Annotated in this window: 18 protein-coding genes; 14 read left to right on the top strand and 4 right to left on the bottom strand. The window is 68.8% G+C overall.

The window, feature by feature from the left end; genetic code table 11:
* The first annotated feature begins 4 nt into the window (after positions 1-4).
* From CVV72_RS14875 to CVV72_RS14840, 8 genes are all read left to right on the top strand, one after another.
* Positions 5-1957 (top strand): biotin carboxylase N-terminal domain-containing protein, encoded by a 1953-nt coding sequence (locus tag CVV72_RS14875; RefSeq protein ID WP_219152993.1) that lies wholly within the window; start codon positions 5-7, stop codon positions 1955-1957.
* Positions 1954-3120 carry an acyl-CoA dehydrogenase family protein gene (locus CVV72_RS14870; protein ID WP_091597231.1) on the top strand — a complete coding sequence of 389 codons (1167 nt, stop codon included), beginning with the start codon at positions 1954-1956 and terminating at the stop codon, positions 3118-3120. Before CVV72_RS14875 ends, CVV72_RS14870 begins: the two co-directional genes overlap by 4 nt.
* A 69-nt stretch (positions 3121-3189) precedes the next feature.
* On the top strand, positions 3190-4041 hold the full coding sequence (locus CVV72_RS14865) for an NAD(P)-dependent oxidoreductase (protein ID WP_219152992.1): 852 nt from the start codon (positions 3190-3192) through the stop codon (positions 4039-4041).
* Positions 4038-4670, top strand: coding sequence for a TetR/AcrR family transcriptional regulator (locus CVV72_RS14860; RefSeq protein ID WP_219152991.1), 633 nt, complete (start codon positions 4038-4040; stop codon positions 4668-4670). The genes CVV72_RS14865 and CVV72_RS14860 overlap by 4 nt, the downstream gene beginning before the upstream one ends.
* Before the next feature lie 86 nt (positions 4671-4756).
* Positions 4757-5026 (top strand): hypothetical protein, encoded by a 270-nt coding sequence (locus CVV72_RS14855; protein WP_126731876.1) that lies wholly within the window; start codon positions 4757-4759, stop codon positions 5024-5026.
* A gap of 123 nt (positions 5027-5149) precedes the next feature.
* On the top strand, positions 5150-5791 hold the full coding sequence (locus CVV72_RS14850; RefSeq protein WP_255632702.1) for a hypothetical protein: 642 nt from the start codon (positions 5150-5152) through the stop codon (positions 5789-5791).
* 222 nt (positions 5792-6013) lie between these two features.
* Positions 6014-7993, top strand: coding sequence for a CobW-like GTP-binding protein (locus CVV72_RS14845; RefSeq protein WP_255632701.1), 1980 nt, complete (start codon positions 6014-6016; stop codon positions 7991-7993).
* Between the two features lie 20 nt (positions 7994-8013).
* Complete coding sequence (locus CVV72_RS14840; RefSeq protein WP_255632700.1) at positions 8014-9576, top strand: ABC transporter substrate-binding protein; 1563 nt, start codon at positions 8014-8016, stop codon at positions 9574-9576.
* 88 nt (positions 9577-9664) lie between these two features.
* Here the strand turns inward: CVV72_RS14840 and CVV72_RS14835 are convergent, their stop codons facing one another.
* Positions 9665-10615, bottom strand: coding sequence for a chitinase (locus CVV72_RS14835; RefSeq protein ID WP_219152989.1), 951 nt, complete (start codon positions 10613-10615; stop codon positions 9665-9667).
* 223 nt (positions 10616-10838) lie between these two features.
* Here CVV72_RS14835 and CVV72_RS14830 point away from each other — a divergent pair, with 223 nt between their 5' ends.
* Positions 10839-12098, top strand: a complete 1260-nt coding sequence (locus CVV72_RS14830; protein ID WP_255632699.1) for a GGDEF domain-containing protein — start codon at positions 10839-10841, stop codon at positions 12096-12098.
* Here CVV72_RS14830 and CVV72_RS14825 read toward each other — a convergent pair.
* Entirely contained in the window at positions 12095-12559 is a 465-nt protein-coding gene (locus tag CVV72_RS14825) for a nucleoside deaminase (protein WP_219152988.1), read from the bottom strand. The genes CVV72_RS14830 and CVV72_RS14825 overlap by 4 nt on opposite strands.
* Before the next feature lie 280 nt (positions 12560-12839).
* On the opposite strand from CVV72_RS14825, the gene CVV72_RS14820 reads away from it, so the two are divergent.
* Positions 12840-13799: a YafY family protein gene (locus CVV72_RS14820; RefSeq protein WP_219152987.1), complete on the top strand. Its 960-nt coding sequence runs from the start codon at positions 12840-12842 to the stop codon at positions 13797-13799.
* Here the strand turns inward: CVV72_RS14820 and CVV72_RS14815 are convergent.
* On the bottom strand, positions 13758-15131 hold the full coding sequence (locus CVV72_RS14815; RefSeq protein WP_219152986.1) for an MFS transporter: 1374 nt from the start codon (positions 15129-15131) through the stop codon (positions 13758-13760). The two genes, CVV72_RS14820 and CVV72_RS14815, sit on opposite strands and share 42 nt — an antisense overlap.
* Positions 15132-15289: 158 nt before the next feature.
* The gene (locus CVV72_RS14810) at positions 15290-15904 is read right to left on the bottom strand and encodes a TetR/AcrR family transcriptional regulator (protein ID WP_034322756.1); all 615 of its coding nucleotides are present in this window, start codon (positions 15902-15904) and stop codon (positions 15290-15292) included.
* A gap of 122 nt (positions 15905-16026) precedes the next feature.
* On the opposite strand from CVV72_RS14810, the gene CVV72_RS14805 reads away from it, so the two are divergent.
* The 4 genes from CVV72_RS14805 (at position 16027) to CVV72_RS14790 (ending at position 19350) form a co-directional block, all read left to right on the top strand.
* Positions 16027-16779 carry an SDR family oxidoreductase gene (locus tag CVV72_RS14805; protein ID WP_219152985.1) on the top strand — a complete coding sequence of 251 codons (753 nt, stop codon included), beginning with the start codon at positions 16027-16029 and terminating at the stop codon, positions 16777-16779.
* Positions 16776-17561 carry an SDR family oxidoreductase gene (locus tag CVV72_RS14800; RefSeq protein WP_219152984.1) on the top strand — a complete coding sequence of 262 codons (786 nt, stop codon included), beginning with the start codon at positions 16776-16778 and terminating at the stop codon, positions 17559-17561. Before CVV72_RS14805 ends, CVV72_RS14800 begins: the two co-directional genes overlap by 4 nt.
* Before the next feature lie 286 nt (positions 17562-17847).
* Positions 17848-18183, top strand: a complete 336-nt coding sequence (locus CVV72_RS14795) for a hypothetical protein (protein WP_219152983.1) — start codon at positions 17848-17850, stop codon at positions 18181-18183.
* Between the two features lie 501 nt (positions 18184-18684).
* Entirely contained in the window at positions 18685-19350 is a 666-nt protein-coding gene (locus tag CVV72_RS14790) for a LuxR C-terminal-related transcriptional regulator (RefSeq protein WP_219152982.1), read from the top strand.
* Positions 19351-19454: the final 104 nt, after the last annotated feature.

Raw genomic sequence — 19454 nt, 5'->3', positions numbered from 1 at the left:
CGGCATGATCGAGAAATTGCTGGTCGCCAACCGCGGCGAGATCGCCCGCCGCGTGTTCCGCACGTGCCGCGACGCCGGGATCGGCACGGTCGCGGTGTTCTCCGACGCGGACGCCGACGCGCCGCACACCGCCGAGGCGGACGTCGCCGTCTGGTTGCCGGGCAACGCGCCCGCCGACACGTACCTGCGAGCCGAACTGCTGATCAAGGCGGCCGTCGAGACCGGCGCCGACGCGATCCACCCCGGCTACGGCTTCCTGTCCGAGAACGCCGCGTTCGCCCGTGCCGTGCTCGACGCCGGGCTCACCTGGGTCGGCCCGCCGCCGGAAGCCATCGAGAGCATGGGCTCCAAGGTCGAGTCCAAGCGGATGATGGCCGAAGCCGGCGTCCCGATCCTGTCCGAATTGGACCCTGCCGAGGTCACCGAAGCCGACCTTCCCTTGCTGGTGAAGGCGTCCGCCGGGGGTGGCGGACGCGGGATGCGTGTCGTGCGCTCGCTCGGCGAACTCGCGGAAGCCGTCGAAGGCGCGAGCGCGGAGGCGGCGTCGGCGTTCGGTGACCCGACGGTGTTCTGCGAGCGGTACCTGGAGACCGGCCGGCACATCGAGGTCCAGGTGCTCGCCGACACCCACGGCACGGTGTGGGCGGTCGGGGAGCGCGAGTGCTCGATCCAGCGCCGTCACCAGAAGGTCGTCGAAGAGGCGCCGTCGCCGTTCGTCGACGAAGCCATGCGGGAGGCGTTGTTCGACGCCGCGCGCAAGGCCGCGCAGGCGATCGATTACGTCGGTGCCGGGACGGTCGAGTTCCTCGCCGGACCGGACGGGCGGTTCTACTTCCTGGAGATGAACACCCGGCTTCAGGTGGAGCATCCGGTCACCGAGGCCACGACCGGACTCGACCTCGTCTCGCTGCAACTGCGGATCGCCGAGGGTGACCACCTCCCGATCGAGGAGCCGGAGACACGGGGGCACGCGATCGAGGTCCGGCTCTACGCCGAAGACCCGGCCGAGGGCTGGCAGCCACAGAGCGGCACTTTGCACCGGTTCGAGGTTTCCGCCGCGCGGCGGGAATTCGAAGTCGGCCCGGGTGTCCGGCTGGACTCCGGTTTCGTCAGCGGCCAGACCGTCGGCGTGCACTACGACCCGATGCTCGCCAAGGTCATCGCCTACGCCCCGGATCGCCGGAGCGCCGCACGGGCACTGGCCGGCGCCTTGGCCGGTGCGGAGATCCACGGCGTGGTGACCAACCGCGATCTGCTGGTGAACGTCCTGCGCCACGAGGCTTTCCTCGCCGGGGAGACCGATACGGCGTTCTTCGACCGGCACGGACTCGAAACCCTGGCCCGCCCACTGGCCACTGTGGACACCGTACGGGTTTCCGCGCTGGCCGCCGCTTTGGCGGGGGCGGCGGCGAACCGCTCGGACGCGCGGGTGCAGCGGCGGCTGCCGAGCGGCTGGCGCAACGTCCGCTCCCAGGGGCAGCGCAAACGTTTTCGTCATGGCGACGACGAGATCGAGGTCGGCTACAGCCTCGGCCGGGACGGTCTGCGCGCCGACGGTTTCGAAGGTGTCGAACAGGTTTCCGCCGAAAGCGGCGCGGTCGTCCTGGAGGTTTCCGGGGTGCGGCGGAAGTTCGCCGTCGCCCGGTACGGCGACACGGTGTACGTCGATTCGCCGGAAGGCGCCGTCGAACTGGCTGTGGTGCCGAGGTACACCGATCCCGACGCGGCGCTCGCCGCCGGATCGCTCGTGGCACCGATGCCGGGCACGGTGGTCCGGCTCGCGGTCGAGGCGGGCGACACCGTCAAGACCGGCGATCCGTTGCTCTGGCTCGAAGCCATGAAGATGGAACACCGGATCGCGGCGCCCGCCGACGGCGTCGTGACGGAACTCCCGGTGGTGGTCGGACAACAGGTCGAAGTGGGCACGATCCTCGCGGTGGTAGGAGACGACGAATGAACGCGATGAACTTCACCGAGCCCGAGGAGCGCGTCGCGCTGCGGGCCGCGGTCGCCGAACTCGGCAAGAAGTACGGGCACGAGTACTACGCGAAACAGGCCCGTGCCGGGCTCAAGACCGACGAGCTGTGGGCCGAGGCCGGACGGCTCGGCTACCTCGGCGTGAACCTGCCCGAGGAGTACGGCGGCGGGGGAGCGGGTATCGCGGATCTCGCCGCGGTGCTCGAAGAACTCGCCGCGGCGGGCTGCCCGCTGCTGCTCATGGTCGTCTCGCCGGCGATCTGCGGCACGGTGATCTCGCGGTTCGGCACCGAGGAGCAGAAGAAGCGCTGGCTGCCCGGGATCGCCGACGGCAGCGGCCGGATGGTCTTCGCGATCACCGAACCGGACGCCGGGTCGAACTCGCACAAGATCACCACCACCGCGAAACGCGACGGCGACGGCTGGGTCCTCAGTGGACGGAAGGTCTACATCTCCGGTGTCGACGAGGCAGACGCCGTCCTGGTCGTCGGCCGCACCGAGGACGCGAAGACCGGCAAGCTCAAGCCCGCGCTGTTCACCGTCCCGACCGACACGCCCGGCTTCGAGTACAAGCAGATCGAGATGGACATCATCTCGCCGGAGAAGCAGTTCGGCCTGTTCCTCGACGACGTCCACCTGCCCGCCGACGCGCTGGTCGGCGAGGAGGACGCGGCGATCGCGCAGCTGTTCGCCGGGCTCAACCCCGAACGCATCATGGGCGCGTCGTTCTCGCTGGGCATCGCCCGTTACGCGCTGGGCAAGGCCGTCTCCTACGCCAACGAGCGCAAGGTGTGGGGCGCGCCGATCGGCACCCACCAGGGTCTCGCGCATCCGCTGGCGGAGATCAAGATCGAACTGGAGCTGGCGAAGCTCATGACGCAGAAGGCGGCGTCGCTCTACGACTCCGGTGACGACTTCGGTGCCGGCGAGTCGGCGAACATGGCGAAGTACGCCGCCGCCGAGGTCGCCATCCGCGCGGTCGACCAGGCCGTGCAGACCCACGGCGGCAACGGTCTCGCCAGCGAATACGGGCTGGGCACGCTGGTCACGGCCGTCCGGCTGGGCCGGATCGCGCCGGTGAGCCGCGAGATGGTGCTCAACTTCGTCGGCCAGCACAGTCTCGGCCTGCCCCGGTCCTACTGACTCGTGAGTGGCAAGGACGGTTCTAACCGTCCTTGCCACTCACGAGCCCACTACGGAAGGCGACCCTCCATGCCCACGCTGCACGGCAAGACGATCATCATCTCCGGCGGCAGCCGTGGGATCGGCGAAGCCATCGCGGTCCGCGCGGCCCGCGACGGAGCGAACATCGCCCTGCTCGCGAAGACCGCCGAGCCGCATCCGAAACTGCCGGGCACGCTCTACACCGCGGCCAAGGCGATCGAGGACGCCGGCGGGCAGGCGTTGCCGATCGTCGGCGACGTCCGGGACGACACGTCGGTCGAGGCCGCGATCGCGCGGACCGCGGAGCAGTTCGGCGGTATCGACATCGTGCTCAACAACGCCAGCGCGATCGACCTGACACCGACCGAAACGGTCAGCATGAAGCGCTACGACCTGATGCAGGACATCAACGCGCGCGGGTCGTTCCTGTTGTCGAAACTCGCCATCCCGCATCTGAAGCAGGCGGAGAACGCGCACATCCTGACGCTGTCGCCGCCGATCAGCCTCGACGAGAAGTGGTTCCGGGCCGGGCACCTCGCGTACAGCATCGCGAAGTACTCGATGAGCCTGGTGACGGTCGGGCTCGCCGCGGAACTGCGGCAGTACGGGATCGCGGCGAACTCGCTGTGGCCGCGGACGACGATCGACACCGCGGCGATCCGCAACGTCGTCGGCGCCGAACTGGCGGCGAAGTCCCGGACGCCGGAGATCATGGCGGACGCGGCGCACGCGATCCTCACCAAGCCGAGCACCGAGGCCACGGGGAACTTCTACCTCGACGACGAGGTGCTGGCCGCCGAAGGGGTCACGGACTTCTCGAAGTACCGCGTCGGCGGGCGGGAGGAAGACCTGCAGCTCGATTTCTGGGTCGAAAGCCGTACTCCAGAATCAGGGCCATGATCCGCGAACCACAGCAAGAGCGCAGCCGGACGACTCGGCGGCGGCTGGTCGAGGCCGCCGTCGAGACGATCGGGGAGCTGGGCTGGAACGGGACCACCGTCGCGCTGATCGCCGAACGCGCCGGTGTCTCGCGCGGTGCCGCCCAGCACCACTTCCCGACCAGGGAGGACCTGGTCGCGGCCGCGGTCGAGCACGTCGGCGAGATCCAGATCGTGGAACTGCGCGCCCGCGCCGCGGAACTGCCGTCGGGGCGGTCACGGATCGAGCGGGCCGTCGACATGGTGCTCAACCTCTACAGCGGGCCCCTGTTCCGAGCCGCGCTCCACCTCTGGGTCGCGGCGTCGACCGACGAGTCGCTGCGCGCGACCTTGGTGCCGCTGGAGGCGCGGGTCGGCCGGGAAGCGCACCGGGTAACGGTCGAGCTGCTCGGTGTCGACGAGTCCCACCAGGGGGTTCGCGAGCTGGTCCAGGCCACTCTCGATCTTGCCCGCGGCCTGGGACTGGCGAACCTGCTGACCGACGACACGAAGCGGCGCAAGCAGATCGTCGCCCAGTGGGCGCGGGTCCTGGAGCCGCCGCTGGCGTCGGCCAAGATCTCACGGAACCGAGAAGTCACCGACAACGTCTGAGATCTTGTTAACACTGATGGAGCAGCGACCGATAACACGGTGTGAGTGCTGCTGATTCAGGTGGCTGATCGAGAGAGGTCCGTCCGGTGTCCGGTTCAGAGGTCGAACTGTCCCATCGCGCGATGGCGATGCTGCGAGCGGTCGCGGCGCGCCGTGCCCAGATGTCGTGCAGCTGCGAGCCGGATCTCTTCATCGACGGGTTCGCCTGTTGCGATCAGATGACCGCGCACGCGCTGGCCCGCGGCGGTTACATCCGCCCCGGCGAGTCCACCGGTCCCGCCGCGGTCACCGGCCGGGTGCCCGCCGAGCTGACCGAGGCGGGCGAAGCCGCCATCGCGGTCACCGCAGCAGCCTGACCCTTCACCGCATCGTCTGTCCGCAGTGGACGACGACCGTTTACAACCACCTCCCGCGTTCCTAGGATCCACCCCGGGACGAGGCCGTCGCCGTCGAGCGACGGACCGGGTAGGGAGGTGCCGATGGCACGCACGGCTCGCCACGATTCCGGCGGGGACGCCCTGAACCCGCTCCGGCCGAAGGCCACGCCATCGCGGTGGCAGGGCGCCTATGCCGCCCTTCGCGAGCTGAAAGACCAGGTCGCGCCCCGGCGACGTCGAGCGCGGACGCGGGTTCACCACCAGACACTCAGCGAGTTGATGAGGAAAGCCGGTGCGGCACCCCGTCGCCAGGGGCCGCGCGGGCCGAAGCACCGGGCCCCGGAGGCCGCTCACGGGAGCGGGAGGATCCGGCGGATCTCGGCGCTCTCGGCGGGCGCTCTCGTCGTCGGCGGGCTGCTCGCCGTGCTGCTCGCCCCGGCCGAACAGGCCGAGGTCATCCCGGGGACGCCGCTCCCGCCGCCGTGGCCGACCATCGCGCCGCAGGCCGTCGAGGTGCCGGACGACGCGGTGTCTTCGCCCGTCCCGTCGGGGCCCTCGGGCGGCAGCGTCGCACCTCCGCCGCCGATGACGGCGTCGATGCACGGCTCGGAGACGCCGTCGCCGACGCCCACGCCGTCGCCCGAGGAACGGCCGGATCCGCGCGCCGGTCAGCACGAGTGGTATTACGACTGGAATCACGGCGGATATCCCGGCGGCGGCCGCTGGCCGCAATGGGGTCGATAGCGCCGATCGGGTGAGCAGAGGTATCGCTCACCGTCGAACAATGATTACGGTTCTCCCCGGATTTCGTCCTTTCGTGTCCGGTACGCCCATTCCTGTGCCCTGGGTTCGATCAGCTCCCTACGATGGTCCGCAATCTTCGATCCCTTCCGGACCACAGCTAGGGGCTGAACAGGAAAGATGAGTGTGGGGCGACATTCTCCCGCGGTGAAGCTCACTCGGAGAATGCTGATCAATCGCGAGGTGGGGGCACCTTCAAGACCGCAGCCGGTGACGCTGCTGCTCGGGCCGGTCGGCTCGGGCAAGACCACCGCGCTGGAGGCGATCCGGCACGATCTCGGCTGGGGTGTCGTGCACGCCGGGTTCGACTTCGGGCGTGGCGACCGGCCGAGCACGGTCGACGTGCTGACGAAGCTGGCCTACGCGTTGTCGAGCAAATGGCGGAATCGACCGAAACCGCAGTTCGTGCGTTTCACCATTGCGTTGATCGCCGTCCAGGCGGATCTGCCGGGACGAAATCGTCACGACGACCGGGATCAACTCAAGACACTGATCACCACTTTCCACGGAATCCGCTGGACGCCGCAGGCCGACGAATTGCTCACCACGCTGACGGATACCGCGAAGGCGACGGGTCTCGTCGAATCCGCTTACGCCGACGTGTTCCGCCAGGCGTTCCCGCATCTGGTCCGGAACATCCGGCCGCGGCTCGGCAAGGCGTTGAAGTACCTCGCTGACTTCCCGAACGCCGAGGGCAAAGACCCGTTCGACGCGCTGATCGAACTCAACCGGCTCGCGCACGGCACCGCCAGGGACGACAAGGCGGTCACCGAATGGCTGATCGCGGCCTTCCTCGGCGACGTCCGGGAGAACCATCGGAGGATGGCCAAACCGGAGGAGAAGAGCCCGTGTTCCTGTGACCTTTCCGAGCGCCGCAGGCACTGGCACAACTGGGTGCTGCTGCTGGACGACGTCCATCACGCCGGCGGCACCGAGTTCCTCGCCGATCTGATCGCCGCGCGAGAACGGTACGTCCTGCACCACCCGAACGACCGGGACACCCACGACGCGCTGCTGATCGTCGCCACCAGCGGACGGTGGCACCAGGACTGGGGAACGGCGTGGCTGGCGCCGTGGAAACCGGAGGCTTCGGCGCCGCCCGCGGTCCGGCCGGTGGTCGCCTGCGAGGAGGCGGGCTACGAGGACTGGGCGAATCCACGCGCCGGGGAGCTCGAATCCCCCTATTACCCCGTCATGCTCACGCCGCAGCCGATCGGGCAGATCGCGCGGGTCCTCGATTCCGGCGCGACGACCCCCAAGGTGAAACTCGCGCATCTGGCGACCGGTGGGCTGCCGTCGGCGATCGAGCGGATCGCGGGCACGTTGCGCGGAAGAGACGTGCGGGAAGGCGCCCGCGACGTGCTCACCACCGCTGCCGACGGCGAGCAGGATCCGTGTTACCGCAGGTTGAAGGAACTGGGCCTGACCGAATATCTCGACGGCGTCCACATCGACGACTTCGTGACCGCCGCCCCGTTCGCGACCGCGCCCTGGCTGATCCCGGACGCCGCGCAGAGCCGGATCGACCAGCCGCACGTCGGGCGGATCCTGACCGAACTGCGCATCGCGCTGTGGGTGACGGCGAAGAATTCCGCCGCCACCACCGAGGACCAGGCCGCCCTGCACCCGTGGATCGCCGCGAACCTGGTGTCCGCGCTGGCCCGGCGCGATGACGGGCCGACCTACGCCGGCCAGTTCCAGGCGCTGCGCGACGACCCGGACACCGCGCAGGACCCCGTGCGGCTGGCCTACTGCAACCTCGCGCTGGGCGATATCGGCGCGGTCGTCCGCTTCTTCGAAAGCGAGTTCAACCGGATCCCGCACGCCGAGTGGATCGCGAAGCTCCACCTCGTCCTGCACGCGCCGGACGACCTGCCGCCCGGGCGGAAACATGCCGAGTTGTACGAAGAACTCGTCAATCTGGACTCCGCTTGCCAGCCGGACGGCCGGACCGAGATCCGCAACAACATCGCCCGGCTCATCGCGGCGGGCTGGCTGACCGCCAACCCGTTCGCGGTCCGCGGTCTGGACCAGCAGCAGGTGATCGAAAACGCCTTCGCCGCGCTGGCCACGACCTCACATCGTCCCGACGTCGGCGCCCTCGTGGCTGCCAAGGATCTCGCCCGTCGCGGCGAGTTCCCCTGAACCTCGAACGGAAACCCGTGATGTCCTGGTTCGAATCGATGAAGACCCGGCTTTCCCGCACCCGCCACGGCGGGTCCGCCGGCCCGCCGGTGCGTCCGCACGGCTGGGCGCAACGCCACCGCGGCCTGCTCTCGGCGGTCGTAGTCCTCCTTCTCGGCGCACTCCTGGTCGCGATCAAACCGTGGGAGAACTGCGGGGCAGGTCTGCGTTCGGTGGACGCGGACGAGAAATCATCAGGCTCCTCCTATGCCTGCGTCGGCATCAATCTCGAGTCCGGTCCGATGCGGGAGAACGACCCGTTCACCGAACTGGAGAAGTTCATCAAGGCCCGTAACGACGAAGCGGGAAACGACTTCAGGACCATCGTGGTGCTGGAGAACTTCACCCCGGATCCGAAGGTCGACAGCCAGCCGATCGACTTCGTGAAACACGAGATCCAGGGCGCCATCACCGCCGCGTGGCCGAAGAACGGCCGGGCCGGGATCAGGCTCTTGCTGGCCAACTACGGCAGCAACGCCACCCACTGGAAGGACGTCGCCGAGGAGATCGTCGCGGCCGCGGCGAGCCAGCACATCGTCGCCGTCACCGACGTCGGGGTCAGTTCGGAGCACAGCCGGGCGCTGGTCGCGGAACTGTCCGCGAACGGCATCGCGACGATCGGCGCCACCGTCACCGCGGACAACATGAACGTCGATCCGCAGGGCAAACGGATCGACAACTTCTTCCGTGTCGGGCCGACCAACACCGACGAGGCCCGCGCCGCCGCCGGGTACATCGCGGCGCACGGTTTCCGGCGGGTGATGATGGTCCGGGGCACCGGCGTGGAGGACACCTACGCGACCACGCTCGCGGAAGCCTTTCAGAGCGCGTCGAAGGTTCCGGTTCTCTTCACCAAGGGATACAACAGCATCCCGTTGTTCGACGCGTCGAGGGAGGACTATTTGCGGAACCTGTTCCGCGGCTACCATTCCGACATCTGCGGCGCCAAACCTGATCTCATCTACTTCGCCGGGCGGGGGCTCGATCTCGGCGCGTTCGTGAAGGCACTGGCCGGAGACGGCGCCTGTGAAGGGCTCGACTCGGTGACCGTGATGACCGGGGACGACGCGAGCACGCTGGCCGGGAAGCCCTTGCCGCTGGACAAGGACATCGGGGTCCGGCTCCGGTACACGGCGCTGGCCTATCCCGACCAGTGGGATATGTTCGCCGCCGACCCGGCGTATCCGACCTACAAGAAGAACCACGACAACTTCGTCGCCGAGTTCACGCGGCGGTTCCCGCGTGGCGGACTGTGGGACGGCGCCGCGATGATCGAGCACGACGCGGTGGCCGTCGCGGTCCGGGCGGCGGGGGACAACGTGTCGGCCGATCCGGTCTCGGTGCCGGACGTGGTGCGCAACATCGACTGCAATTCCTCTGTCCCCGGCGCCACCGGAGCCATCGCCTTCGATCGGACGACGGGGAACCAGCTCGACAAGGCGTTGCCGATCCTGTCGATCGCTCCGGACGGTTCGGTGCATCCGGTCGACCTCGTGTGGTCGCGTGGGCGGCCACTGAACACCGCGCCGGACTGCGGTCGCTGAGTGGTGGTGGCGTGGGTGAGGGCCTCCTTCCCTGCCTTGAGAGCAGAGAAGGAGGCCCTCACGGACTGACACCGGTGGGGAACGGAAGTCAGCCGGTATAACCCGCCACGATCTTGGTGTAGTCGTACTTGCCTTGCGTGATTCCCGCACAGTTGTCGCAATCGCGGTTAACCGCCCAGAACGACAACCGGGCGAGATGTTTGCTCGCCGCGTAGTCACGGATCGCGCGGAAGTCGGCGACGCTGACGGTCTCGCCCGCCACATCGGTCTTCCCGTTCATCGACGAAAGCCCGCTGCGGCGGTAGGCCGCGTCGTCGCTCAAGCCGAAGGCGGATTTCACGACGTTCTTCAGCCCGTCCACGGCGCTGCGGGTCTTGCCCGCCATGTCACCGCCGCTGGAGAAGTCGAACGGCATGACCGACCACGCGTCGACGCCCGCGCCGAGCGCCTTCGACTGGTTGATGAGCCGCTTGCCGTGCGCGTTGGGGCCGCCGACCTCGGTCGGGATGGTGATGACCACGCGCAGGCCCGGGTTCTTCTGCTTCGTGATCTTGACGGCGTTCAGGATCCGGTCCTGGACGGTGTAGTTCTCGAACTCGTCGGTGTTCTCGACGTCGAGGTCGATCGCCTTGAGTTTGTAGGCGTCGATGACCTTCTGGTACGCGCCGGCGAGTGCCGCTGGAGTGGAGCATTTCGGGCCGAGCTTCGTGCCCGACCAGCCGCCGAACGAAGGGATGACGTCGCCGCCCTTGGCCCGGATGTCGGCGATCATCGTGGCGTCGGAGCCGGTGAGGGACCGGCTGCCGTCCCATTTCGGGTTGCAGCCGCCGTCGGAGAGGATGAACGCGAGAGTGAACGCCTTGACGCCGGTGGCGTTCATGGCGGCGATCGGGTCCGTCTGTCCCGACCACTGGTACAGATAGGGAGAGGCGAGCACCGGGTCCGGGGCCGCCGAGGCGACGGGGGCGAGGCCGGCGGCCGTGGCGAGAGCGGCGCCGACGGTGGTGACCAGTGTTGCCCAGCGTCGTAAGGATTTCATCGGTCCTCCAACTGGTACGCGCGCGGCGAGGCGCGCAGGTGTGGAGCACCTCCGTCTTGACGCGGCGGATCAACCGGGAGGGTGCGCTCTCTCACGGTGGACTAGACCATTGAGGACTGTCAAGAATTCACCGGAATACTCGCCGGAAACGACCGACCTTAGTAGGGGGTCATGACCCGGAAAGCGGATCGACACCATCGCGATTACCGGCTAGTTTGCCGAAATGGTGGGGGACTCCCTGATGGCGACCGGAAGCCGCGACCGGAGAGACCGGCTCGCCGTGCCGCGGCGGGTGCTGAGGTCGTGGAGCCTGTGGGAATTACCCAGGCGAGGCCTGATCGGATACCTGCTCCTCGTCGACTTCGCCGCCTTCGCCGCCACCGTCTACCTCTTCGTGCTGCGTCCGCCCGCGCCGTCGTCGTTTCTTCCGTTTTCCGCTCTGTTAACCGGAATGGTCCTCAGCGCAGAGCTTTCTCGCCCGGTCGAGCGATCCCGCGCCGACACCCGGCTCGGCGCCGGGCTGGACGCGGCGTGGATTTTCGCGGGCGCGCTCCTGCTGCCGCCCGCGCTGGCCGCGGTGCTCGTCGTCGCCTCCGCGGGATATCGCTGGTTCCGGATCCGCCGCGGGATCCCGCATCGGCAGGTGTTCGCGGCGTCCGCGACCATGCTTTCCGCGCTCGGTGCCTCGGTCATCCCGGTAGTGCTGGGCGCGCCACCGTTCATCGGCGCGGCAAGGGATTTCGAGAGTTTCGCCCTGGTTTTCGCGACCGGGCTGGTCTTCCTGTCCGTCGACGCGGCCTTGGCCGCGCCGGCGGCCGAATTCGGGGCGGAACCGTCGGGATTCGCCTTCGACGCGGCGATGGTCGCGTTCGGACTGGTGCTCGCGTGGTCGGCGGCGGACTGGCCGCTCGTCACCGTGGTACTCGCGGGGGCGCTCGTGGTACTTCACCGGGCGGGGACGATGCGTGCCCTGCGTGGCCACGCGGACACGGACACCGGTACCGGACTGCTCACCGCGTCGTCCTGGTTGGACGGTGCCCGCACCCAGTTCGAGCTGCTTCGCGGCCGTGGCGCCGATCTTTCGCTGCTGATGCTCGACCTCGACCATTTCGCCCGGCTCAACGACCGGCACGGCAGGCACGTCGGCGACGACGTCCTCCGGGCGGTGGCGGACACTCTGCGCGCCGAGGTCCGAGCCGCGGACCTGGTCGGCCGGTTCGGTGGCGAGGAGTTCGTGGTCCTGCTGCCCGGCACGAGCCGGTTCGACGCGCACGCGATCGCCGAACGCATCCGGCTGCGGATCTCCTCGACGTTCGTCTCACTGGATGGGAAGTTCGCCGGGTCGACCGTCTCGATCGGAGTGTCGTCGCATCCCGCCTGCGGTGAGACGCTCGACCGGCTCGTCGGCGCGGCGGATCAGGCGCTGCGCGCGGCGAAGGGGGCCGGGCGCAACCGCACCGTCGTCTTCGAGGCCGAAACCTAGCCCTCGGCGGGGACGCCGATGTCTTCGAACCACAGGTCCGGGCGATCCCGGATGAACTCGGTCATCAGCGCGGTGCACGCCGGATCGTCGAGCAGGGTGATCTCGACGCCGTGCTCCTCGAGCCAGCCGTGCCCGCCCTCGAACGTGGTGGCCTCGCCGATGACGACCCGGCCGATGCCGAACTGGCGCACCAGCCCGCTGCAGTACCAGCAGGGGGACAGGGTGGTGACCATGATCGTGTCCCGGTAGTGCGGCCGCCTGCCCGCGTTCCGGAAGGCCGAAGTCTCGGCGTGCATCGACGGGTCGCCGTCCTGGACCCGGCGGTTGTGGCCGCGGCCGAGCAGGACGCCGGCGGTGTCGAAGAGGGCGGCACCGATCGGGACCCCGCCCTCGGCCTTGCCGAGTTCGGCCTCTTCACGGGCGACGGACAGCAGCTGCGCGGGATCGATCACGCGGTTCACCTTACGGCTCGTGAGTGGCTAGGCGGTGTCCTGTAAGTCTGTTCGATGGGCTTCGTGATCCAGGTGGTTCCTGGCGGTGCGGGCGGATCCAGCCTCGTACCGGGTCGTACTCGGCTGGGCCGCCCGTGCCGCCAGGGGCCGCCTGGGCGCGGAGACCGCGAACACGACTTACTGGACAGCGCCTAGGACGGTTCTAACCGTCCTAGCCACTCACGAGCCCAATGCGGACGGGACCTGTCCTGAATATCTGCGAGACTCCTTCCATGAAGCGAGCGAACCGATGACCACGGGCACGTCGGCACGGCTGCTGAGGCTGCTCTCCCTGCTGCAGGCACGCCGCGATTGGCCGGGCGCCGACCTGGCCGACCGGCTGAAGGTGGACGTCCGCACGGTCCGGCGCGACGTCGAGCGCCTGCGCGAGCTGGGCTACCCGGTGCACGCCACCCCCGGCGTCGCGGGCGGTTACCGGCTCGGCGCGGGGGCCGCCTTGCCACCGCTGCTGCTGGACGACGACGAGGCCGTCGCGGTCGCCGTCGGGCTCCGCACGGCCGCGAACGGGACGGTCTCGGGGATCGAGGAGACCTCGGTGCGCGCGCTCACGAAACTGGAGCAGGTGCTGCCCGCGCGGCTGCGGCACCGGATCACCGCGCTGAACACCGCGATGATCCCGCTCGGCGGCGTCGTCCCGGTCATCGACGCGGCGGCGCTGACGGTCATCGCGTCCGCGTGCCGTGACCATCAGCGGCTCCGGTTCGGCTACCGCAACCACAACGGTGACGTCAGCGAGCGCTACATCGAGCCGTTGCGCCTGGTGCACACCGGGCGCCGGTGGTACCTGGTCGCGTTCGACCTCGGCCGTGAGGACTGGCGGACCTTCCGCGTCGACCGCATCGACGGCGTCCCGGACACGAGTTTCCGGTTCACGCCGAGGGAACCGCCCGCGGAGGACCTCGCGGCGTACGTCTCCCGCGGGATCACCTCTTCGCCGTATCCGCACCAGATGGTGCTGCGGGTGAACGCCCCGGCGGACGCGCTCGCCGAATACGTGTCCCCGACCGCCGGGACGATCGAGGCCATCGACGAGCACACCTGCCGGGTCCGGGTCGGTTCCAACGACCTTTCCGTGATGCCGTACTACCTCGCCCACTGGGACGTCGACTTCGTCGTCGAGGAGGCACCGGACGAGGTCAAGGAGCGGCTACGGCTGGTCGCCGACCGCTTCGCGCGCGCGGTCGTCTGAGTCCGAAGTGGACCGTGCGCGTTTGGCCAGCAGGCCGATCGAGCCGAGCGAGATCAGGGCCAGCACGATGATGTAGAGCGAGACCGACATCGAGGTCCCGGTGGATTCCAGCAGCAGCACCATGATGAACGGCGCGAGCCCGCCGCCGACGACCGCGCTGATCTGGTAGCCGAGCGAGGCGCCGGTGTAACGCATCTCGGCGGTGAAGAGCTCGGCGAACAACGCCGCCTGCGGGCCGTACATGATGCCGAGGAACAGCGACCCGACGAACGAGGCGATGACGAACAGCGGCAGCGAGGCGGTGTCGATCAGCAGGAACATCGGGATCGCCCAGAGCGCGACGCCCGCCGCGCCGAAGGTGTAGATCTTGAGCCTGCCGATCCGGTCGGACAGTTTCGCCGACAGCGGGATGATCGCGAGCTGCAGCGTGCTGATCAGCAGGGTCGCGACGAGCACGGTGGTCCGTGACATCCCGAGGTGGCGGGTGGCGTAGTCGAGGACGCCGTTCAGCAGGATGTAGAACGTGGCGGTGTTGACCATGAACGAACCGCCCGCCAGCAGCACCGTGCCCTTGTGGTCGCGCAGGACGTCGCGCAGCGGCGACTTGGCGCGGCCGCGTTCCTCGGCGGCGAGTTTCGCTTCCGCACGGCGGTATTCGGGGGTTTCGTCGATCTTGACGTGCATGTACCAGGCCAGGCCGAGCACGAGGACACCCACCAGGAACGGGATCCGCCACGCCCAGACGAGGAAATCCGACGGCGGCGCGACCTGGGCGGCGATCAGGAACACCGTGTTCGCCAGCACCACCCCGATCGGGACACCGAGCTGGACGAGGCTGCCGTAGAGACCCCGTTTGCCGGGCGGCGCGTACTCGGTGGCGAGCAGCATCGCGCCACCCCACTGGGCGCCGACGGCGACCCCCTGCACGAGCCGGAGCAGGACGAGGAGGATCGGTGCGGCGATGCCGATCGTGTCGTAGGTCGGCAGCAGGCCGATCAGCGTGGTCGCCGCGCCCATCAGCGCGATCGCCAGGACCAGCACGGGTTTCCGGCCGCGTTTGTCGCCGAGGCTGCCCGCGATGATCCCGCCGAGCGGCCGGGCGAGGAAGCCGACCGCGAAGGTCGCGAACGAGGCGAGGACGCCGGCGGCCGCGTTGCTGGTGGGGAAGAAGGTCTTCCCGAAGACCAGCGCGGCGGCGATCCCGAAGACGAAGTAGTCGTACCACTCGACCGAGGAGGCGAGTGCCGCCGCGGTCGCGGCCCTTCGGCGCTGGGACACGGTGATCGTCGGTTCGGCGGCGGTTTCCGGGGCGTTCGGTGCGGTGTCGGCCATCTGGATGCCCTTCGCTCGGCGCTGCTGCGGCGATGCAGTCCGGGCAAGTTAACAACCGCTTAGTATGTGGTCAACGTCTCAACGGGTATTTCCATATACCGACCGGTTGGTATGTCACTCTGGTGGCGGTAGCGCCGGAAAGGGTCGAACGGTACTGGTCAGGAGAGTTTCGTGCCGAGCATGCGCAGTACCAGTTCGCTGTACTCCTGGCCGAGTTTCTTGGGGGTCTGGCGCGTCCGCTCGCTGTACCAGCGGGAGACGTCGACGCCGAGCGAGAGCACGGCGCGGGCGGCGGTGTGCGGGTCGCCGACGGTGAACACGCCTGTCGCGGCGCCTTCGGTGATGACCTCGCGCACGACCTGCTCGATACGGCGGCGCAGTTTCGCGACGATCTCGAACTCCTCGTCGGGCAGCGCGTGCAGTTCGTACTGCACCACGCGGGCCACGGTATGCCTCCGCGCGTGCCACGCCACGAAATCCTCGACCAGCAGCCGGATCCGCTCGACCGGGTCGGTCTCCCGTGCCACGACGCTCTCGACCAGCGAGAGCGTCTGCTCGTGGCCGTACTTCGAGATCGCGAACAGCAACGCGGCCTTGGACGGGAAGTGCACGTACAGCGCCGCGGGGCTCATCCCCGCCGCCGAGGCGATGTCCCGGGTGGTGGTCGCGTGATAGCCACGGCGCGCGAAGGATTCGACCCCCGCCAGCATCAGCCGCCGTGCCGTCTCCGGCTGGACGTCGGGCCACAGCTCGGCCGACAGCGACATGGTCATCCGCAGATCCTCCCAGACGCTCGTTCCGGATGGCGGGCTTGACACCGTCTCCGGACCTTTCCATTGTAAGTGAGCGCTCGCTTAGTGATTGCGTCGCCAGTGAACACAGAGGAGATCGAAGAGTGAACTCGTTCAAGGATCGCGTCGCGATCGTCACCGGCGCCAGCCGGGGTATCGGCCTCGGGATCGCCAAGGACCTGGTCGAGCGCGGCGCGAAGGTGTGCATCACCGCGCGCAAGCCGGAGCCGCTGGCCGAGGCCGTGGCCGAACTGGGCGGCGAGGCCGTCGCCATCGCCGTTCCGGGCAAGGCCGACGACGAGGCGCACCAGGACGAGGCCGTCGCCAAGACCATCGAGACCTTCGGCAGGCTCGACATGCTGGTCAACAACACCGGGATCAACCCGGTGTTCGGGCCGACCCTGGACATCGACCCGGGGGCCGCCGCGAAGATCTTCGCCGTCAACGTGCTCGCGCCGCTTTCGTGGACCCGCCGGGCGCGGGACGCGTGGATGGGGGAGCACGGCGGCGCGGTGGTCAACGTCGCGTCCATCGCCGGGCTCGGCGCTTCGCCCGGGATCGGCATGTACGGCGTCAGCAAGGCCGCGCTGATCCGGCTCACCAAGGAACTCGGCTTCGAGCTGGGCCCGAAGATCCGCGTCAACGCCGTCGCGCCGGCCGTGGTCAAGACCAAGTTCGCGACCGCGCTGTACGAAGGCCGCGAAGAAGAGGTCTCCGAGTCGTACCCGCTGAAGCGCCTCGGCGTTCCGGCGGACATCGCGAGCGCCGTGTCGTTCCTGCTTTCGGAGGAAGCGGGCTGGATCACCGGGCAGACGGTGGTCCTCGACGGCGGCGTCACGCTGGCGGGTGGCCTGTGACCGCGTCGTTCACCGGTTCCGGGGTCGTCGTCACCGGTGGGGGCGGCGGCATCGGGGCCGTCCTCGCCCGCCGGTTCGCCGCCGAGGGCGCCCGGGTCGTCGTCGGCGACCTGAACGGGGACGCCGCGGCTGAAGTGGCGAAGGAGATCGGCGGGACCGCCGTCGCCGGTGACGCCGCGAGCGAAGCGGGCGTCGCGTCCCTGATCGAGGCGGCGCGCGAAACCCTGGGCGAGATCGACGTCTTCTGCGCCAACGCCGGGATCGCGCCGATGGGCGGTGTCGACGCGCCCGAGGAGGACTGGGCGCGGATCTGGGACGTGAACGTCATGGCGCACGTGCGCGCGGCGCGGCTGCTCCTGCCGCCGTGGCTCGAACGCGGCCGCGGGCACTTCATCTCGACGGTGTCGGCGGCGGGATTGCTGACCAGCCTCGGTTCGGCGTCCTACTCGGTGACCAAACACGGCGCGCTCGCCTTCGCCGAATGGCTGTCGGCGACCTACCGGCACCGCGGGCTCACCGTGCAGGCCATCTGCCCGCAGGGCGTGCGGACGGCGATGCTGGAGAACACCGGCCCGGCGGGAGAGCTGCTGATGGGCGCGTCGGCGATCCAGCCGGAGCAGGTCGCGGACGCGCTGTTCGAGGCCATCGCCGCCGACCGGTTCCTGGTGCTGCCGCACCCCGAGGTCGCGGACTACTACGCCGCGCGGGCCACGCAGACCGACCGCTGGCTCGGCGGGATGAACAAGCTGCAGCGCAAGGTGGAGCAGGTCATCGGCGACTGACCGGCGCCGGTTCCCCTTGGTGCATGGCCGAGCCGTGTCGCGAAAGCCACTTTCGCGACGTGTGATGTCCCGAAAGTGGCTTTCGCGACACGGTGGCCGGGGGCGCCGGGTGATCGGAGACGCGACTCGCGTGATCAAAGGCGTAACTCGCGTGATCAGAGGCGTGACTCGCGTGATCAGGGACGTGACTCGCGTGATCAGAGGCGTGACTCGGCGGCGGCGGTTGATCTTCGTCGGCGGATCGGCCACTGTGGTGAGGGGTCTTGCTCGCGGTAAGGAAAACTCGATGAACAAACGCTTCGTGCTCCGTGGTGCCGTGCTCGCCGCCACTCTCGCCGGGTCGGTGCTGACCGCGGGATCGGCGATGGCGAGCACCGCGGAGCCGTGCGCGGCCGGGGCGTCGGGTGACGTCGCGGCGGCTTCGTGCACGCCGTATCGCAAGGTGAGTGAGGGCTGGAGCAGCAAAACCTCCTGCAACCGCGCCGGCAACGAGGGCGCGCAGGCGGGCCGCTGGACCGGCTGGAACTGCAACCAGGCGCTGCGCGGCTGGGAGCTGTGGGTGCGCACGTGCACCGCGCTGGCCGCCGAGAAGGACGCGGTGACCACGCGCGAAACCGTCTGATCCTCCCTCGGAGCCGCCCCGGGTGTCACCACGCCCGGGGCGGCTCCATGTCTACAATGGACAACGCTTGTTCCGGTCGATCGATCGTTTTCATCGCTAAAGACCATTCGGCCGATCGACAGGCGAAGGTGTCCGTGTCCCGATCATCGGGCCAGCCGCTTCGTGAATCCGATCGATGTCCACCTTAAATCAATGTTAAGGATCGGCGGATTCGGTGCTATCGTGACGGAGCGAAAACGCGAGACTTTCTTCACGTGGAATTCGCTTCGTCTACTCCTCGATGCGAGGTTCGGTCGCCGAACCGGCCGCTGAGCTGAGGATTCTCCTGCTGGGGCCCCGATACCGAACCTTCGGTGCGGCCTGTCCGCACGGTGGGTTCGGTGGCCACGAACTGCGCCGGAATTCGTTGACCCCGTGGATGGCCGCTTCGTAGTGTTTGCCGAGTCTTGGGCAGGGACGGCTTTGGTGGACACATTTGGCTCAGGCAGAAGGGGGCTTTCCATGGCCGGCATCCGAACGATTTCCCCGATGGGCACGCGCGCTTTCGACGAGGGTCGCACCGTACGACCAGGAACCATCAGCGAATTCGTGGAAGTCGCCGACATGCCGCTCGCGGCACTCAGTGCCGGGTTGCGGCTCGGCAGCGGCAACGCGGCGTTCTTCCGGCTGCTCGGCCGCCGTCCCGCCGACGTGCTCGGCGAATCGTTCCCCGAGCTCGTCACCACTGGTCCGGACCATTTACGCGACCGGCTGAACCGCGTCGCCGAAGGCTGGGAACAGCGGTTCCGCGGCAGTGTCACCGGGCTCGGCTCCGGCGGCTCCGACCGGCTGACCATCGTGGCGGGCCGGATGCGGGCGCCGGGTACGGCGCTCCTGCTGACCATGCTCCCGGAGACCGCGCCCGCCGCCGCCCGCGCCGAGCAGCTGGGCTCGGTGTCCGACATCGAGGCGAAGATCCTCCAGGGGATCGCCAGCGGCCTGTCCAGCCTGGAGATGGCCGACAAGTACTACCTGAGCCGCCAGGGTATCGACTACCACGTCGCCCGCCTGCAGCGGAAGTTCAAGGCGCGCAACCGGGTCGAACTGGTTTCGCGGGCCTTCGCCACCGGCCTGCTGGACTCGACGGCCTGGCCGCCGCGGGTGCCGGAGTCCCGCCGCGCGAGCTGATCGCCCGAATCTGACGCGCGGGTGGCCATCGCGTGACGTGCTCGTGCGGTCACGGTGCGGTCCCGGTGAGCGGCCACTTCGGTTGCACGTATTTCGGCAGAATT

Origin of the sequence: Amycolatopsis sp. TNS106 (assembly GCF_019330265.1) — a bacterium.
Classification (GTDB): domain Bacteria; phylum Actinomycetota; class Actinomycetes; order Mycobacteriales; family Pseudonocardiaceae; genus Amycolatopsis; species Amycolatopsis lurida.
Note: the sequence above shows the minus strand (reverse complement) of the source record. Positions and strands in the feature narration are given on the sequence as shown.

Coding starts and splice junctions, on each gene's coding strand:
- CVV72_RS14875 (WP_219152993.1), top strand. CDS start 5: ATGATCGAGAAATTGCTGGTCGCCAACCGCGGCGAGATCGCCCGCCGC.
- CVV72_RS14870 (WP_091597231.1), top strand. CDS start 1,954: ATGAACGCGATGAACTTCACCGAGCCCGAGGAGCGCGTCGCGCTGCGG.
- CVV72_RS14865 (WP_219152992.1), top strand. CDS start 3,190: ATGCCCACGCTGCACGGCAAGACGATCATCATCTCCGGCGGCAGCCGT.
- CVV72_RS14860 (WP_219152991.1), top strand. CDS start 4,038: ATGATCCGCGAACCACAGCAAGAGCGCAGCCGGACGACTCGGCGGCGG.
- CVV72_RS14850 (WP_255632702.1), top strand. CDS start 5,150: ATGGCACGCACGGCTCGCCACGATTCCGGCGGGGACGCCCTGAACCCG.
- CVV72_RS14845 (WP_255632701.1), top strand. CDS start 6,014: ATGCTGATCAATCGCGAGGTGGGGGCACCTTCAAGACCGCAGCCGGTG.
- CVV72_RS14840 (WP_255632700.1), top strand. CDS start 8,014: ATGTCCTGGTTCGAATCGATGAAGACCCGGCTTTCCCGCACCCGCCAC.
- CVV72_RS14835 (WP_219152989.1), bottom strand. CDS start 10,615: ATGAAATCCTTACGACGCTGGGCAACACTGGTCACCACCGTCGGCGCC.
- CVV72_RS14830 (WP_255632699.1), top strand. CDS start 10,839: ATGGTGGGGGACTCCCTGATGGCGACCGGAAGCCGCGACCGGAGAGAC.
- CVV72_RS14820 (WP_219152987.1), top strand. CDS start 12,840: ATGACCACGGGCACGTCGGCACGGCTGCTGAGGCTGCTCTCCCTGCTG.
- CVV72_RS14815 (WP_219152986.1), bottom strand. CDS start 15,131: ATGGCCGACACCGCACCGAACGCCCCGGAAACCGCCGCCGAACCGACG.
- CVV72_RS14810 (WP_034322756.1), bottom strand. CDS start 15,904: ATGACCATGTCGCTGTCGGCCGAGCTGTGGCCCGACGTCCAGCCGGAG.
- CVV72_RS14795 (WP_219152983.1), top strand. CDS start 17,848: ATGAACAAACGCTTCGTGCTCCGTGGTGCCGTGCTCGCCGCCACTCTC.
- CVV72_RS14790 (WP_219152982.1), top strand. CDS start 18,685: ATGGCCGGCATCCGAACGATTTCCCCGATGGGCACGCGCGCTTTCGAC.